This window comes from Peribacillus sp. N1 (assembly GCF_054600815.1).
The window spans coordinates 1,531,802-1,546,217 of the sequence record NZ_BAAHZO010000001.1; the positions used below are offsets into that span (position 1 = coordinate 1,531,802).

Annotated in this window: 16 protein-coding genes and 1 pseudogene; 1 reads left to right on the plus strand and 16 read right to left on the minus strand. The window is 40.5% G+C overall.

Annotation, left to right across the window (positions count from 1 at the left end):
• Both dapB and ACYP5M_RS07320 read right to left on the minus strand, forming a co-directional pair.
• Positions 1 to 801 (minus strand): 4-hydroxy-tetrahydrodipicolinate reductase, encoded by an 801-nt coding sequence (dapB, locus tag ACYP5M_RS07315; protein WP_101222404.1) that lies wholly within the window; start codon positions 799 to 801, stop codon positions 1 to 3.
• The gene (locus ACYP5M_RS07320) at positions 794 to 1,153 is read right to left on the minus strand and encodes a nucleotide pyrophosphohydrolase (RefSeq protein WP_101223448.1); all 360 of its coding nucleotides are present in this window, start codon (positions 1,151 to 1,153) and stop codon (positions 794 to 796) included. The genes dapB and ACYP5M_RS07320 overlap by 8 nt, the downstream gene beginning before the upstream one ends.
• 167 nt (positions 1,154 to 1,320) lie before the next feature.
• Between ACYP5M_RS07320 and ACYP5M_RS07325 the strand changes: the two genes are divergently transcribed.
• Complete coding sequence (locus tag ACYP5M_RS07325) at positions 1,321 to 2,193, plus strand: YitT family protein (RefSeq protein ID WP_101222405.1); 873 nt, start codon at positions 1,321 to 1,323, stop codon at positions 2,191 to 2,193.
• Positions 2,194 to 2,393: 200 nt separating this feature from the next.
• Here the strand turns inward: ACYP5M_RS07325 and ACYP5M_RS07330 are convergent, their stop codons facing one another.
• The 14 genes and pseudogenes from ACYP5M_RS07330 to hisC form a co-directional block, all read right to left on the minus strand.
• Positions 2,394 to 2,888, minus strand: coding sequence for a DinB family protein (locus ACYP5M_RS07330; protein ID WP_459734838.1), 495 nt, complete (start codon positions 2,886 to 2,888; stop codon positions 2,394 to 2,396).
• A gap of 143 nt (positions 2,889 to 3,031) precedes the next feature.
• Positions 3,032 to 3,184, minus strand: a pseudogene (locus tag ACYP5M_RS07335) (IS1595 family transposase); the annotation flags it as partial.
• 117 nt (positions 3,185 to 3,301) lie between these two features.
• Complete coding sequence (locus ACYP5M_RS07340) at positions 3,302 to 3,976, minus strand: zinc metallopeptidase (RefSeq protein ID WP_459734839.1); 675 nt, start codon at positions 3,974 to 3,976, stop codon at positions 3,302 to 3,304.
• Between the two features lie 85 nt (positions 3,977 to 4,061).
• Positions 4,062 to 4,847 (minus strand): sporulation protein YpjB, encoded by a 786-nt coding sequence (gene ypjB, locus ACYP5M_RS07345; protein WP_101222408.1) that lies wholly within the window; start codon positions 4,845 to 4,847, stop codon positions 4,062 to 4,064.
• Positions 4,848 to 4,965: 118 nt separating this feature from the next.
• Positions 4,966 to 5,562, minus strand: coding sequence for a lipoprotein heptaprenylglyceryl N-acetyltransferase LhaT (gene lhaT, locus ACYP5M_RS07350; RefSeq protein ID WP_434167323.1), 597 nt, complete (start codon positions 5,560 to 5,562; stop codon positions 4,966 to 4,968).
• A gap of 177 nt (positions 5,563 to 5,739) precedes the next feature.
• A complete protein-coding gene (locus ACYP5M_RS07355) occupies positions 5,740 to 6,507 on the minus strand; it encodes a menaquinol-cytochrome c reductase cytochrome b/c subunit (protein WP_101222410.1) in 768 nt (255 codons plus the stop codon).
• A 56-nt stretch (positions 6,508 to 6,563) separates the two neighbouring features.
• Positions 6,564 to 7,238 carry a menaquinol-cytochrome c reductase cytochrome b subunit gene (gene qcrB, locus ACYP5M_RS07360; RefSeq protein WP_034307974.1) on the minus strand — a complete coding sequence of 225 codons (675 nt, stop codon included), beginning with the start codon at positions 7,236 to 7,238 and terminating at the stop codon, positions 6,564 to 6,566.
• A 3-nt stretch (positions 7,239 to 7,241) separates the two neighbouring features.
• Positions 7,242 to 7,748 carry a ubiquinol-cytochrome c reductase iron-sulfur subunit gene (locus tag ACYP5M_RS07365; RefSeq protein WP_034307977.1) on the minus strand — a complete coding sequence of 169 codons (507 nt, stop codon included), beginning with the start codon at positions 7,746 to 7,748 and terminating at the stop codon, positions 7,242 to 7,244.
• Between the two features lie 160 nt (positions 7,749 to 7,908).
• Positions 7,909 to 8,370 carry a YpiF family protein gene (locus ACYP5M_RS07370; RefSeq protein ID WP_459734840.1) on the minus strand — a complete coding sequence of 154 codons (462 nt, stop codon included), beginning with the start codon at positions 8,368 to 8,370 and terminating at the stop codon, positions 7,909 to 7,911.
• A 161-nt stretch (positions 8,371 to 8,531) separates the two neighbouring features.
• Positions 8,532 to 9,083, minus strand: coding sequence for a ReoY family proteolytic degradation factor (locus ACYP5M_RS07375; RefSeq protein WP_101222412.1), 552 nt, complete (start codon positions 9,081 to 9,083; stop codon positions 8,532 to 8,534).
• 41 nt (positions 9,084 to 9,124) lie between these two features.
• Positions 9,125 to 10,396 (minus strand): tetratricopeptide repeat protein, encoded by a 1,272-nt coding sequence (locus ACYP5M_RS07380; RefSeq protein WP_459734841.1) that lies wholly within the window; start codon positions 10,394 to 10,396, stop codon positions 9,125 to 9,127.
• Between the two features lie 368 nt (positions 10,397 to 10,764).
• Positions 10,765 to 12,051 (minus strand): 3-phosphoshikimate 1-carboxyvinyltransferase, encoded by a 1,287-nt coding sequence (gene aroA / locus ACYP5M_RS07385; RefSeq protein ID WP_260358995.1) that lies wholly within the window; start codon positions 12,049 to 12,051, stop codon positions 10,765 to 10,767.
• 23 nt (positions 12,052 to 12,074) lie between these two features.
• A complete protein-coding gene (locus tag ACYP5M_RS07390) occupies positions 12,075 to 13,178 on the minus strand; it encodes a prephenate dehydrogenase (RefSeq protein ID WP_434167326.1) in 1,104 nt (367 codons plus the stop codon).
• 47 nt (positions 13,179 to 13,225) lie between these two features.
• The gene (gene hisC, locus ACYP5M_RS07395) at positions 13,226 to 14,338 is read right to left on the minus strand and encodes a histidinol-phosphate transaminase (protein ID WP_101222416.1); all 1,113 of its coding nucleotides are present in this window, start codon (positions 14,336 to 14,338) and stop codon (positions 13,226 to 13,228) included.
• Positions 14,339 to 14,416 lie beyond the last annotated feature (78 nt).

Sequence of the window (14,416 nt, forward strand, 5' to 3'; positions counted from 1 at the left end):
CTATTCAATAATATTTTCCAGGCCGTATACAAGAACATCCAATTTCATGACAGTATCGACAGCAAGTTTGACTCCTGACATGAAGGAAGCTCGATTAAAGGAATCATGCCGAACCGTCAATAACTCTCCATCACTTCCGAAAAGCACCTGTTGATGGGCAACCAATCCAGGTAGCCGGACACTGTGGATATGCATGCCATCTACATTTGCGCCTCTTGCCCCCTGTATGGTTTCTTTTTCATTAGGGTGCCCCTGTTGTTTCGTTTCACGTACTGCTGCAATCATGTCTGCCGTTTTTGAAGCAGTTCCAGAAGGTGCATCCAGTTTTTGATCATGGTGCATTTCTATGATTTCCACATCCGGGAAGTATTTTGCGGCCATTTGGGAAAACTTCATCATCAAAATGGCTCCAATTGCAAAGTTTGGCGCGATGATGCAACCAATGCCCTTTTCTTTTGTTAATGAATCCAGCTTCGTTAAATCTTCCTTAGTAAAACCAGTCGTTCCCACTACAGGGCGGATGCCATGATTAAGTGCCGTTTCGGTATGAAGCATCCCCACTTCCGGTGTGGTCAAATCAATCAATACATCCGCCTTTACGGAAGAAAAGCATTCATTTATATCAGAAAAAACAGGTGCTTCAATACCGTGAAAACCTTCTATTGCGGAGAGGCTTTCCCCGTTATGCTTGCGATCTATGACAGCTGCCAATTCAAACCCTTCTGTCCTATGTACAAGCTTCACCGCTTCATTACCCATTCTGCCACGTGGACCAGCTACAATCACTTTAACTTTACTCATCTTTACCTTCCTCCTCCATTTTTCCTTCTTTTCTTGTCCATCTATCTTTATCACGGGTTGTGAACTTTTTCATGACCAAATCATGCGAATTTTGAAGGTCGATCCCTAAAGAATTGGCAAAACAAATCAACACAAAAAGCATGTCCCCCAATTCCGCTTCAATCGTATTCTCTTCTTCTGTTGCCTTCTTTGGTTTTTCACCATGGTAATGATTGACTTCCCTAGCCAACTCCCCAAGTTCTTCAGACATACGGGCCAGCATGGCCAGAGGGCTGAAATATCCTTCTTTAAATTGTCCTATGTATTGGTCGACTTCCGCTTGCATTTGTTGAATCGTCTTATGGTTTTCCATATCGTCACCCATTCTTGAATTTCGTTTTCAAACATCATACCTTCTCCATGTTAGCTAAAAGTGAAACAGATGACAACAGATACGTTCACGAATCAAAATTGCCCATAGTTGGTTAATTAGTTATAATAAGTAAATTAATGAAATGTAAACCTTTGGAGGTATAGGACATGCTTTTGGGCTTAAAATTGAAAAATATCATCTTCATCCTTTTTGGGGCTGGAATCTTCGCCTTTGGCCTTGTGCATTTTAACATGCAGAACAACTTGGCCGAAGGCGGATTCACCGGTCTCACATTGATTATATATCAACTTATCGGGATAAATCCTTCTTATTCTAATTTGATTTTGAATATTCCCTTATTTTTAATAGGGTGGAAATATTTAGGGCGCACTTCTTTCTTTTATACGATTATCGGAACGGTTGGCCTCTCCGTTTGGCTATGGGTTTTCGAGAGATACGAAATCGAAATCGACCTCGGAAACGATTTGATGCTGGTCGCATTGTTCGCCGGGGTCTCTGTTGGTGTCGGGCTGGGCATCATCTTTCGTTACGGCGGGACAACAGGCGGAGTGGATATCATTGCCCGTTTTGCCCACCGTTACTTAGGAATGGGCATGGGACGTACGATGTTCATCTTTGATGCAGTCGTCATTAGCCTGTCCATCCTTACCTACCTGGATTACCGAGAAGCGATGTATACCCTCGTTGCCGTATTTATAGGTGCCAGAGTAATCGACTTTATGCAAGAAGGAGCCTATGCTGCTAGAGGTGCAATGATCATTAGTGATAAAAACATGGAAATTGCAGAAAAAATCATGAATGATATGGAGCGGGGCGTAACTGTATTAAGGGGATATGGATCCTTTACACGCAATGACCGGGAAGTACTCTATTGTGTTGTCGGGAAAAATGAGTTAGTCCGCTTAAAAAATGCCATAACATCGGTGGACCCTCATGCATTTGTATCAGTAAGTGAAGTTCATGATGTATTGGGTGAGGGCTTTACCCTTGATGAGAACAAGAACCCCATTGAAAGGTAATCCATTGATTAATGTTGCCCTGTCTAACTGCATTTTATTAGCAATGTGCAGCAAAAACTCTTTAAAATGAAAGGCTTTGTTAAGTAGTATTGTTGTTGTTTTTCAGGAATAAGAATGGGAACGTCCGATTTGGACGTTCCCATTCTTATTCCATTAAAGCCCCCCTATAATGGAATAACCGTAAAGCTAATGAAGCTTTTTTAAAAGCTGCGTTTCTCTGGCCAAGCTCCTTGCATTTTACTAAGGAATACAATTTGCCCAATATGATATGCGTCGTGCATTGCTAAACTCTTCAGTTCAAGCACTAATGAATTATCTTCTCCTGGGATCTGTCTATACAAATCTTCATGTTCTGATTTTGCTAGTATTTTTCCAAGTTCACGATGAACATAAAAGTATTCTTGTTTTGTTTCATTCCAATTTTCTAACGTCTTAGGTGGTAATCGAAATGTAGATTCATTATTTTCTGCCTGTGGTTCATTCGCTGTTTCACCAAGAAATCGCATCAGAAATCTCTTTTCATAGAAAAGTAAATGACAAACTAATTCCCAAATGGAATTCATTGCCACATCAGCTGGTTTCCAAATTGCCTGTTCAAAAGTAATATCCTCTAGCACTTTTTCAAGTGGTGGAAACCAGTCTTCTTCATCTAAGCAGCTTGCCCATTGTTGTAGCAAAAGTGTCTTTACATCCATTTTCTATTCCCTCCAATTTAACCCCTTTAATAGATAATCCCTTTGGTCAAAATTCATTTGCGGCGTGTTGTAGATAGCTCACGGTGTCATGCCAATTCCTTGTTCAATTAAACTGGCCCTTTAACGGAACAAGGAACGTTCCGTTATTTGGAAAATTCTGATAATATTAGTTTATCATAAGTTGTGTTAAGTGAGAAAGAACAACTGTCTAAAACCATTTTGGTTTTCGTAAAGTTATCTTTTATATGTTTGAAGGTGTCTAAGAATTGGAACCAGCTCAAAAAATGGTCTAGATATTAAGTCGCTACATCATCATTACTTAACGACCATTCGATCAAATCAAATAACAACATTATTCTTTAACAAAGCCAAATGAAAAGGACCCCATCCCAAGATGGAGTCCTTTTTTCAAATTAATCTTCTTCCCTCATTCCTGTATACATAAGCAGAAGACGAACTAATTCCAGTACAGCTACAAGAGCGGCAGCAACATAAGTCATCGCAGCAGCACTTAATACTTTTTTCGTTTCCCGTTCTTCATCATTCCGGATGACCCCAGCGGAAACGAGTTGATCCATAGCCCTAGAAGAAGCATTGAATTCAACCGGCAGTGTTATCACTTGGAACAATACAGCAGCTGACATAAATACGATACCCGCCAAAAGCAAATTAGGAAGTGAAGCTAGCATCCCGATTAAAATCAAAACCCAAGATATGTTAGAGCCAAAATTAGCTACCGGTACTAATGCATGGCGGAAACGCAAGAATGCATATGCTTCTTTATCTTGAATCGCATGTCCCACTTCATGGGCTGCAACAGCTACGCCGGCAACTGAATGGCCGTGATAGTTATCCGTTGATAAACGCACCGTTTTGTCCCTTGGGTCATAATGGTCCGAAAGCATTCCAGGTGTCTCTTCGACCCTGACATTGAACAATCCATTTTGATCCAAAATGGCACGAGCCGTCTCAGCACCATTCATTCCGGAAGAGGCCGATACCTTTGAATATTTTTTATACGTGCTTTTCACTTTCATTTGTGCATAAATCGGGATTAAAATAATAATCGCCAAATAAATGAAATACATGGAATCCTCCTATAAATCTTATTACCCTTAATTCTATGGATTGAAGGCAACCCTGTCAAATATAGTGTTCTCTACCCGTGTCTTTTTAATCATTATGCTCTTTCCTTGGTTTTTCCCTATCACCTTTATATTTTCTCCAGCCTACATAAGAAAGCGTCATGATAATAATTGAGCCTGTCGAAATGATGACCCACCAAAGGGAAGGATCTGCATCATCCTCACCCATATCATCAAAAATGGAGGTTAGTTCGTTTTGCAACGCATCCAGTTCCTCTTGATTATCTCCATCACTGATTACCTCCGGGCGGTATTGGTTGATGTATTGAATCCTCGTGTCCAGTTGCTGCATCGTTTCTTTTGAAAGGTCGACTTTCAAGCTTGGATATATCATTTCATATTGTGATAGGAATAAGTTCAATTGGCTATTGAATGTAATTGTGTCTTGTTTGATGGCGGCATTCTTTGTCTGCTGGAAAGAATTCATCATTTGATCCTCCATCTCTGTCCAAAGTGGCTGATGAGTGGACTTGACCGCATCAACAACAAGCCGGAACTTTGTAACAGAATTAACCTTTTCGGAATCTCCCTTGTTCATATCCTTTATTGTCATCAACGCCTCATTATGAGCTACAGTGATAATTCGAAGTTCGTCCATGTCAAGGATCTGCTCTTTCGCTGTATCTTTTAAAAACCGGTCAGAAAAAAACGTCAGCATCTTTTCCGAATCTCCATATCGCTTCAACTTGGTCATTTCCAAGGCTCTATCGGAAATGTCATCTAATTGCTCCAAACTTGAAGAGGATTCTGCATAGACAGGGAAATGTAAGACGACAAATAAAACAGCAATGGTTAATATGAATTTTTTCAACATGCTACTCGTCCCTCCTCATATCTCTACTAAAACGATATGAAAGAAAAAACATGAGTAGACCTCGTTCAACATAAAAAAGTTAACCATACTTTTACAAAGCTGTATTTAGTGTTGATTATTAAGAGATGAAGGACAGGGTGAACCGCTTTTTCCTATATCCAAAGAACCAGCCGACAAAAATGGAAAGTATGCTGAGCCAAAAAGTGAAATAACCTATCGAGTCCATATACACCAATAAATCACGGTATATTGGCATCATTTCAAAAACATAGTCGATTATGTCATTATGTATGGTCCAAATCCCTGCCACTATCAAATGCCAGGGTTTTATTCGATAAAACGGTGCATATAATACCCCTTGAATCGCCATCCCCAAATGAGAAGCCATTAACATATAACCTTCCCAAGGCAATGAACCTGTTGTCACTAAGGTCATCAAATTCATTACAACTGCCCATATGCCATATTTGAATAGTGTCATTATCGCCAACGCTTCAATAAGTCCAAAATTCCTTCTTAACAGGAACCCCAATAAAACAAAAACAAAAAACAGGCTAGCCGTCGGACTGTCCGGTACAAATGCCAAAAAAATCGCAGGAGTGTTTTCCAATTGACTGCCATACCAATAATATCCATAGGCAGTTCCGAATATATTTATTATTAATAACAAAACGAGCATTTGCCGATTTGCAAGGCAACTGTAGATAACATTCATTCTTTTACCCTCACTAACATTCTCATGTATTCTCATTTTACAGGCCATCAACCAGAAAACCAAGCATTCATTTCAATTTCTTCTCAATTACACTTCAATTTACCAATAAAAAAGCCGACAACCGTAGTCGTCAGCTTCATTTGCAGCATATGAAAGAAAATGCTGTGGATGGATATATTATTTTGCCGATAAACCAGATACAAATTCAGCTAATGTTGCCAATTCTTCATCTGTTCCTTTGAACATGCCAGCTGGCATAGCGCCCTGGCCTTTGACTGCGATTTTAGAGATTTCTTCTGGGCTCAAACCAGTGTCAATTAAGCTTGGCGCTCCTGCTCCACCAGTTAATTCTGCTCCATGACAGCTAATACAGCCATTAGAATCCATCAATTTATACCCATCGCTCTCTTTATCAATATCTGCACCTTCAACGATTGCTCCTTGCTTCTTGGAAGCTTCCCAATCGTGATGGGCTGCGGACTCCCATGTTAAATAGAAAACGCCGGCCATTGCCAATAGCATGAAGCCTACAGCAAAAGGACGTTTCGCCGGGCTCCGCTCTGGACCACGATCTAGAAAAGGTGCCAAGAGCAATGCCCCGAAAGCCAACCCAGGTATTACCATGGACCCGATTGCGTTATAAGGACCTGAAGCATAGGTATACTTAAGTAATTGGTAAAGGAATAGGAAATACCAGTCCGGCAGCGGAATATACCCTGTATCTGTAGGATCTGCTATCCTTTCCAATGGTGAAGGATGTGCAATTGTCAGGCAAAGATAACCTACAAGAAATACGGCTCCTACCATCCATTCTTTTAAAAGGAAATTAGGCCAAAATGCTTCAGTTTTCCCAGGATATTCTGAATAATCTTTCGGAATATTCGGTTTACGGTCCGCGGAGATACGCGAGTCACCTACGAATTTCATACCTTTCCCACGATGCATTGAACAATTCCCCTCCTTTATGAAAAGGTTTTTTTGGTTTTTGGTTCACCATTCTTTTATAGCGGACCTGAAATACCTTGTTTTCGGATCATCAGGAAATGAGCCGCTAGTAAAGCAAATAATGCTGCTGGCAGGAAGAATACATGAATCGCAAAGAATCGTGTCAATGTCTGTGCACCAACGATTGTTGGATCTCCTGCTATCAAAGTCTTGAGTGCCGGTCCCATTAACGGTACCGATTCGACAATTGTCAAAGTAACTTTCGTTGCGAATAGCGCTTTCATATCCCATGGCAATAAATAACCAGTCAAGCCTAGCGCCAGCATAATGAAGAAAATCAATACGCCGACCATCCAGTTCAATTCACGCGGTTTTTTGTAAGCTCCCTGGAAGAAGACACGAAGAGTATGTAAAAACATCATAACGATAACTAGACTTGCTCCCCAGTGATGCATACCACGGACAATTTGACCGAAGGCAACTTCATTTTGTAAATAATAAACAGATTCCCAAGCGTTTTTAATGTCCGGGACATAGTACATCGTCAAGAACATGCCTGACAAGATTTGGATGACCGTAATAAAGAAAGTTAACCCACCAAAACAATATACGAATGCAGAAAAATGATGTGCGGGGTTAACATGTTCAGGAACCTCATGGTCAGCAATATCCCGCCATAACGGCGTAATATCTAAACGCTCGTCCACCCAGTCATATAACTTTGTTAGCAATGTTTACGCCTCCCCGTGCGGTTTTAGTTGACCCAAATAAAGTATTCCATCTTTTTCTTTCGTGTCAAAGACATCCAATGGTGAAACCGGCGGTGTCCCTTTGACATTCATCCCATCTTTCGTATACCTGCCATAATGGCAAGGACAGAAAAATTGATTCGGATTAGTCTTATCCGTATTCCAGCCTACCGTACAGCCTAAATGCTTACAGATTGGAGATAAAGCAACGATCTTACCGTCATCCGTTTTGTAAACCCAAGCTGTATTTGTTTCTTCAGACTCATACCACCCATCGACCTGTTTAAAACTAAAGTCGACACGGGTTGGTTCGGTAGTCAGTTCACCTACCTTCTGTTTAGTTGCAACGTAATCCCCGCCTTTATCTGCTGATAATACAGGATCAATTGCAAACCTAACCATAGGCATCAACATACCGGCCGCCATAAATCCACCAACGCCAGTAAGTGTGTAATTAAGGAATTGACGTCGTGAAACATTATGCTTGCTCATGCGTTTTCCCCCCCTCTATTACTATACTGAGAGCCCAAAGGACCAATAAATAGCGACACTATAAAACTAGGACATTTCCATGATATCTCAATAATTTACCAAGGTCAATATTTGTAAAACCCAAAAGGTGGCAACTATGTGTCAAATAATGCGAAAAATCCTACTTTTTTTCATTTTTCCAATTATAAGAGAAAATATCAAGGATTTGGAGAACTTGCTGGTTAATCATTTCCCTTGCTTGTTCAATTTCAAGCCCTTCCAAGGGGATGGCAGGAATCCATACTAAATTATTTTCTAATACCCGCTCTTCCTTTTTCCACTCGAAATCCGATGTAAGAAAAAAAACATGCTCGAAATTATTTTCTTTCACTTCATTGGCCCAACGCTTTAACCGCTCAACCTTATCCAATTCACCACTTAAGTAGTGAAATGTTGGCAATAGAAGAATCCTTCCTTTCATCTGCTTTTCAATTTCCAAGCTTAAAATGGTAAGAAATTCATTCATTGAGCCCGTTTGCTTCATTTGCCCTCGAAAAGAAAGGGGAACCAAAGGAATTAAAACGGTATCCACATACTCTTTTGACTGCATATACATGTCAAGATCTTTTGCTGTCCACTTCATGTTTTTTCTTCACTCCCGATTTTTAAATCAACTCCTTATCATTTTACCATTATTTTTATAACATCTTTACCATATACCCATAGTCTTTACAAAAATGTGGATTTTATCAATGTTTTATAAAAAATAAAAACCTTTCCTGATTACGGAAAGGTCAATTTATTTCATCCAAGTACTTTTAATTGATTCAATTGTTCGGTTAAGTTCTTAAATGCTTGTTCATCATGCTTATCAAGGGCTTCATCGATTTCCTTAAGCAGACGGTCCCTTTGAAAATACAACATGCTTCTTTCCAAAAATTGTTCAGCAAGCAGCTGGTCTTTTTCATTCGATGCCGTTGATTTCGGCATGAAGGGATTGTTCTCGAGTACCGCTGCATATTGATAGGAAGAATAAGAAGATTTAAAATTAAGCTGAATATAAATGTCTTCATCTCGATTTAAACGGATATCATGAAAAGATTTCTCTGCATCGGTCGTCATGATATTGGACTTATAGAACCTGAAAGGGACCTCATCCACACAATGTGTCGACATAATCAGTCCACGTGGGCAATATTGTGCATTTTCTACAAAATGAACCTTTTTCATTAGTTGATCATGACTCATTAAGTAATTCAATATCCACACACATTCTCTTCGTTTCAGTTGATAATGATTTAAAAACCACCGAATAAAATCCTTCTTCTCATTCACAGAAACAGGGGCAGCCACCATGAATTCCCTCCTCTGTCTAGATTTAGTTTCGTTTCACTTATCTACATTTCATCTGTGCTTTCACCTAGCCGCTCCAAAATCATCACATACTCATCATTCGCCGGGTTCATCTCAAGGAGCTTATTAAATACTTCTCTAGATGTGGCTCTGTCTCCTTCTTCAATTAAAAAGAAACCATAATCTTCAAGGAAATCTTGATTGTTCTTGAATGAATTATATGCTTTATGATAGCTGGTTAATGCCTCTTTAAATTGTTCAGTATGCTGATATGATACAGCAGCTATCCATTCAAACTGCGGATCATCCTCTCCATATCGCCTTACTTCACCAATACACTCCAATACATCTTCATACCTTTCGTGGTGCATATACAATTTCAAGAGGGTGAGTGCAGCTTCCAGGTATCCCGGATCAATGGCTAGTGCTTCTTTAAATAGATTTTCCGCCTCTTCATCAAGCCCGCTTTTCAAGGCTATCTTTCCACCGAAGAAGAAAAGTTCCTTATTGAATTCATCAGCCTTGATTCCTTCTTTGACTGTTTTCAAGGCATTTTCCAAATCTTCAAGATGTTCATAACTCTTTGCCAGGTACAAATATAAAGAATGGTATTCATGATCTAATTGTTTCAGTTCAATGAACTTTCGTACGGCTGTGTCATAAAGACCTGCCTGAAATGCTGTAAATGCATATTCAAATAGGGTATTGATTTCAAGTCCATCCTTTAAGGCCTTTTCAAAATGCGGAAGGGCCTCCTCGAACTTCCCCGAACTGCTTAATGCTTCAGCAAGCCTCTGATTGACATTAACACCAGCGATTTCTTGTTCCTGTTCCAAAACCTTTATGTAATTTGCAATGGCTTCCTGATCCCTTCCTTGATGAAAGAACAGTTCAGCTAGTGCAAAATCAATGATGATCTCATCTGGAAGCATTTCCTTGGCCTGCAGTAATTTCCTTTCGCTGACCTCGTCCATCCCCTGTAATTGATAGAGGTCCGCTTCCAAAAGCAAAGCACTTGGATATACTTCATCATCTGCACTTACTTTTTCAAGCATTAGCATCGCTTCATCTTCCTGGTCCATGTCAATCAGGATTTCTGCCAACGAAACAATTAATTCCCCTTCATTGGGATAGAGTTGCAGCAGATGTTCAAAAAGATCCTTTGCCTCCTCCGCAAAACCAAGCTGGAGCATTTCTTCGGCCAGCAACAATATGTCCTCTGCTGACTCTGATGATTTAATTCGATTTATATGTTTAAGAGCTTCTGTTAATTCCCCTTTTTTTAAATGCTGTATAACTTGTTCCACTGTGTTCATTGTTGAATCCTTCCTTTTGCATGATAGACTTGGTCCCTAGTCATACACACTCACGCCATAATGTAACATACTCTGCCATTAAGAACAAAATACCATATAATCGCGAGATGCATAGTAAACAGTATTCATTAGTTTACCATACTGTAGCCCTGTATTCCATCGATGAAGTCCCCTCCCATTCTCATTAAAAAAAGGTTACTAGTTAATTCTCCACGCTATGGTAAATCTCCTTTTTGATCATGCACACCATTTTCATTATTTTCATGATCAATACAGATAGAAAAAGCCAAAATGTTAGCGCTTTCAACACTTTCCAGCATTTAAAAAAAGTTTACAGACCAAATAAGGTATGTAAACTTTTTTTATATTCACTTTATCAATTGCGTCAAATGCCCAAAAAATTGTGGATATGATACATCTATGGCATCAGGGTCGGCAAGTTCCACTTCCCCATCCGTTATCAAAGCCGCTACAGCAAGCATCATCCCGATACGATGGTCCCCATGGCTTGTAACCTTACCACCATTCAAGGCTTTACGCCCTTTGATAATCAATCCGTCTGCTGTCGGGGTTATATCTGCGCCCAGGACGGAAAGCTCATTTGCAACAGTATCAATTCGATTCGTCTCTTTCACTTTAAGTTCTGCTGCATCCTTGATTGTCGTTATCCCTTCAGCCTGTGTTGCCAGGAGTGCAATTACCGGTATTTCATCGATGAGACGGGGAATTAAATCACCGCTGATGGTCGTTCCCTTTAGCCGGGAGCTTCTGACAGTGATGTCTCCTGCAGGTTCACCCTTACTCGTCTTCTTCTCAATCGTAATATCCGCCCCCATCGATTTCATGACTTCGATGATTCCAGTCCTTGTCGAATTAAGGCCGACATTCTTTAAAACCACTTCACTATTTTCCGTAATCGCTGCAGCCACCATGAAGAAAGCCGCTGAAGAAATATCACCCGGGACATGGATGGTGGTCCCCTTGAAGACTTGGTTTCCGCTTACTTTAATCGTTTGACCGTCTTTTTCGATTTTTCCGCCAAACTCTTGAATCATTCGTTCTGTATGATCCCGGGTCTCTTCCGGTTCGATAATGATCGTTTCACCTTCTGCCTGTAAACCGGCCAAGATTATCGCTGATTTCACCTGCGCACTTGCCACAGGCAATTCATAGCGAAACCCTTGTAACTTGCCTCCTCTAATGAAGAGGGGGGTGTATTCGGCTCCTTTTCGACCGTCAATGACCGCTCCCATTTGACGAAGAGGGTTGACTACCCGGGTCATTGGACGTTTAGCTATCGATTCGTCACCTGCCAAAACGGCCGAAAATTCCTGTCCTGCCAAAATGCCCATCATTAACCTGATCGTGGTACCAGAGTTTCCGACATCCAGTACTGATTCCGGTTCCTTTAATCCATTAAAACCTTTGCCTTCAATTTTGACATGCTGGCCATCTTGTTCAATATGAACTCCAAGCTGCTTAAAACAGGAAATCGTACTTAAACAATCGGCTCCTGGAAGAAAATTAGTGACTGTCGTTTCCCCCTCGGCAAGGGCTCCGAACATTATCGAACGATGGGAGATCGACTTATCTCCAGGTATGGCAATCGAACCACGTAATGATTGGATGTTCGTTTGTAATTTTTTTGTATTCATAAAACCATCCTTCCCTATAAATGTTATGCCAGGATCGTTTCATAATCTGTATGTCTTGAAATACACTCTGCAGCTTTTATGCGGTCAACATCCGTTTGGAAGCTGATGACCAGCACACCGTATATCTCTTCCCTGGTTTCAATGATCCTTATGTTTGTAATGCTGATACCTTCTTGTGCCAAATATCCGGTAATCTCAGAAATTATTCCGGCATAATCCGGTATATCGATATATAAATCATAAAACGCTGGTATGGCGCCTTTCGCATGTGTTGGCAAATCATCCCTGAAGATCTTGGCATCGGTAAAGAATCGAAGGATTCCTTCACTATCTTCATTCGCGACCAGGCCTTTTATATGCTCCATTTCATTCAGCCAATCATTCATTAATTCAAGTAACACATCCCGGTTATGTAACAAAATGTCACGCCACATTTCCGGACTGCTTGAAGCAATTCTTGTAATATCCCGAAATCCACCTGCTGCAAGCCTTGAAATCAACTTATTTTCCTTACTGTAATTTTCTGCCTGCTTAACGAGCCCCGATGCGACAATATGCGGGAAATGACTAATGACCCCAGTCAGCTTATCATGCATGGGAGGACTCACAACCAGAAAGTTCGCCCTTGTTCCTTGCAGCCACCCTTTCAGCTGCTCGACTTTTTCTTCTTCGATGGAATCTCCAGGAGTAAGCAAATAAAATGCATGTTCGAATAAATGCAATTTGGCTGCCGCAGCACCGCTTTTATGGGAACCAGCCATAGGGTGCCCCCCGATGAAGGCCACCCCTTTATCTATCAATGGTTTTGCTGCCTTAACGACTGTATCCTTCGTACTTCCTGCATCCGATATAAGGACATCACTTTTTAAATCCATTTCAGCCAATTGAGCTAAAATCTTCACGGTTTCATTGACAGGCACAGCAAGTAGAATCAAATCAGCATCACATGCTCCTGCTTCCAATGATGATACAGAATCATCAATGATCCCCAATAGCATCGATAGTTGAATATTCTTTTCACTTAGGTCCGTACCAACAATCACGGCTTCAGGATGTGCATGGCGTACAGCCATGGCCAATGATCCGCCAATTAGACCTAGACCTATTACAAAAACCTTACCTTTCACTCTTCTCTCCCCCGCATCTATTGTGCTCCTCTAGGTTTGATGAAACGTTAAAGCAGCGAATCAGAAGGTGCCTCAACTTCATTCAAAAAAGTTTTAATAGCGTTAATCATTCCTTCATTTTCTTCCGTCGAACCAACCGTGACCCTTAGGCTGTTAGGAAAACCGAAAGATTTCCCCGACCTTGCAATGTATCCGCGCTCAAGTAAATATTGAAACACCACATCGGCATCCTGTTTAAAATGGATAAAGATGAAATTACCTTGTGACGGGTAATAAGCTAAATTTACCTTATTGCAAAATTCATAGTACTGCTTGAGCCCTTTTTGATTTTCTTCCTTGCATTTTTCAATGAAGGCTTGATCTTCCAAAGCGACGATAGCAATATTCTGTGCGAATGTGTTGACATTGAATGGTTCCCGGGATGGATCCAGTTTCTGGATGATATCCTCATCCGCCAATCCGTACCCTACCCTAAAACTGGCAAGTCCATAGATTTTTGAGAATGTCCGGAGTATGATCAAATTTTTATATTTATTAATCCATTGATTCGTTCTAGGGTAATCCTCAGCCGTTGCATATTCACAGTAAGCTTCATCCAAAACGATAAGTACATCTTCCGGCACTCTTTCAATGAATGATAATAAGTCCTGTTCCGAAATGTATTTACCTGTTGGATTATTTGGTGTACAAAGCCAGACAACAGCTGTTTTTTCATCTATAACTTTAAGCATTCCTTCTAGATCATGAGCACCATCAATATGAGGAACTTCCCTGATTTCCGCACCTTCTAGCGTGGCATTATGGCGGTACTGTGAAAAAGTGCCTGTTGCCATGACCGTATTCTTTCCAGCTCCCAATAGGCTTCTGGAGATGATTTGAATGTTCTCATCAGATCCATTTCCAAAAATAAGCTGAGTTTCTTTCACACCTGTATGTTTTGCAACAGCTTCCCTTAGCATCGTTGCATACCCATCTGGATAGATGGCAAACGAATGTGTTGAATTCCTAACGGACTCCTGTACCTTTTCCGAACAGCCGAAAGGATTTTCATTCGAAGCTAATTTCGTGATTTTTTCCAATCCGTATAATTTTTTCACTTCATCAGTGGATTTTCCCGGTTGATAAGACTTCAAGGAAAGGACCGCTTCATTCCATTTCATGTCAATCACCTCTATATTTTTATCACTTTAAAGTAAGAAAGTGTGAGAATAGTATATCATATTCATAGATTTAAAATC

Excerpts from the sequence above, each read along its gene's own strand:
- dapB (WP_101222404.1), bottom strand. The coding sequence starts at position 801 with ATGAGTAAAGTTAAAGTGATTGTAGCTGGTCCACGTGGCAGAATGGGT.
- ACYP5M_RS07320 (WP_101223448.1), bottom strand. The coding sequence starts at position 1,153 with ATGGAAAACCATAAGACGATTCAACAAATGCAAGCGGAAGTCGACCAA.
- ACYP5M_RS07325 (WP_101222405.1), top strand. The coding sequence starts at position 1,321 with ATGCTTTTGGGCTTAAAATTGAAAAATATCATCTTCATCCTTTTTGGG.
- ACYP5M_RS07330 (WP_459734838.1), bottom strand. The coding sequence starts at position 2,888 with ATGGATGTAAAGACACTTTTGCTACAACAATGGGCAAGCTGCTTAGAT.
- ACYP5M_RS07340 (WP_459734839.1), bottom strand. The coding sequence starts at position 3,976 with ATGTATTTCATTTATTTGGCGATTATTATTTTAATCCCGATTTATGCA.
- ypjB (WP_101222408.1), bottom strand. The coding sequence starts at position 4,847 with ATGTTGAAAAAATTCATATTAACCATTGCTGTTTTATTTGTCGTCTTA.
- lhaT (WP_434167323.1), bottom strand. The coding sequence starts at position 5,562 with ATGAATGTTATCTACAGTTGCCTTGCAAATCGGCAAATGCTCGTTTTG.
- ACYP5M_RS07355 (WP_101222410.1), bottom strand. The coding sequence starts at position 6,507 with ATGCATCGTGGGAAAGGTATGAAATTCGTAGGTGACTCGCGTATCTCC.
- ACYP5M_RS07365 (WP_034307977.1), bottom strand. The coding sequence starts at position 7,748 with ATGAGCAAGCATAATGTTTCACGACGTCAATTCCTTAATTACACACTT.
- ACYP5M_RS07370 (WP_459734840.1), bottom strand. The coding sequence starts at position 8,370 with ATGAAGTGGACAGCAAAAGATCTTGACATGTATATGCAGTCAAAAGAG.
- ACYP5M_RS07375 (WP_101222412.1), bottom strand. The coding sequence starts at position 9,083 with ATGGTGGCTGCCCCTGTTTCTGTGAATGAGAAGAAGGATTTTATTCGG.
- ACYP5M_RS07380 (WP_459734841.1), bottom strand. The coding sequence starts at position 10,396 with ATGAACACAGTGGAACAAGTTATACAGCATTTAAAAAAAGGGGAATTA.
- aroA (WP_260358995.1), bottom strand. The coding sequence starts at position 12,051 with ATGAATACAAAAAAATTACAAACGAACATCCAATCATTACGTGGTTCG.
- hisC (WP_101222416.1), bottom strand. The coding sequence starts at position 14,338 with ATGAAATGGAATGAAGCGGTCCTTTCCTTGAAGTCTTATCAACCGGGA.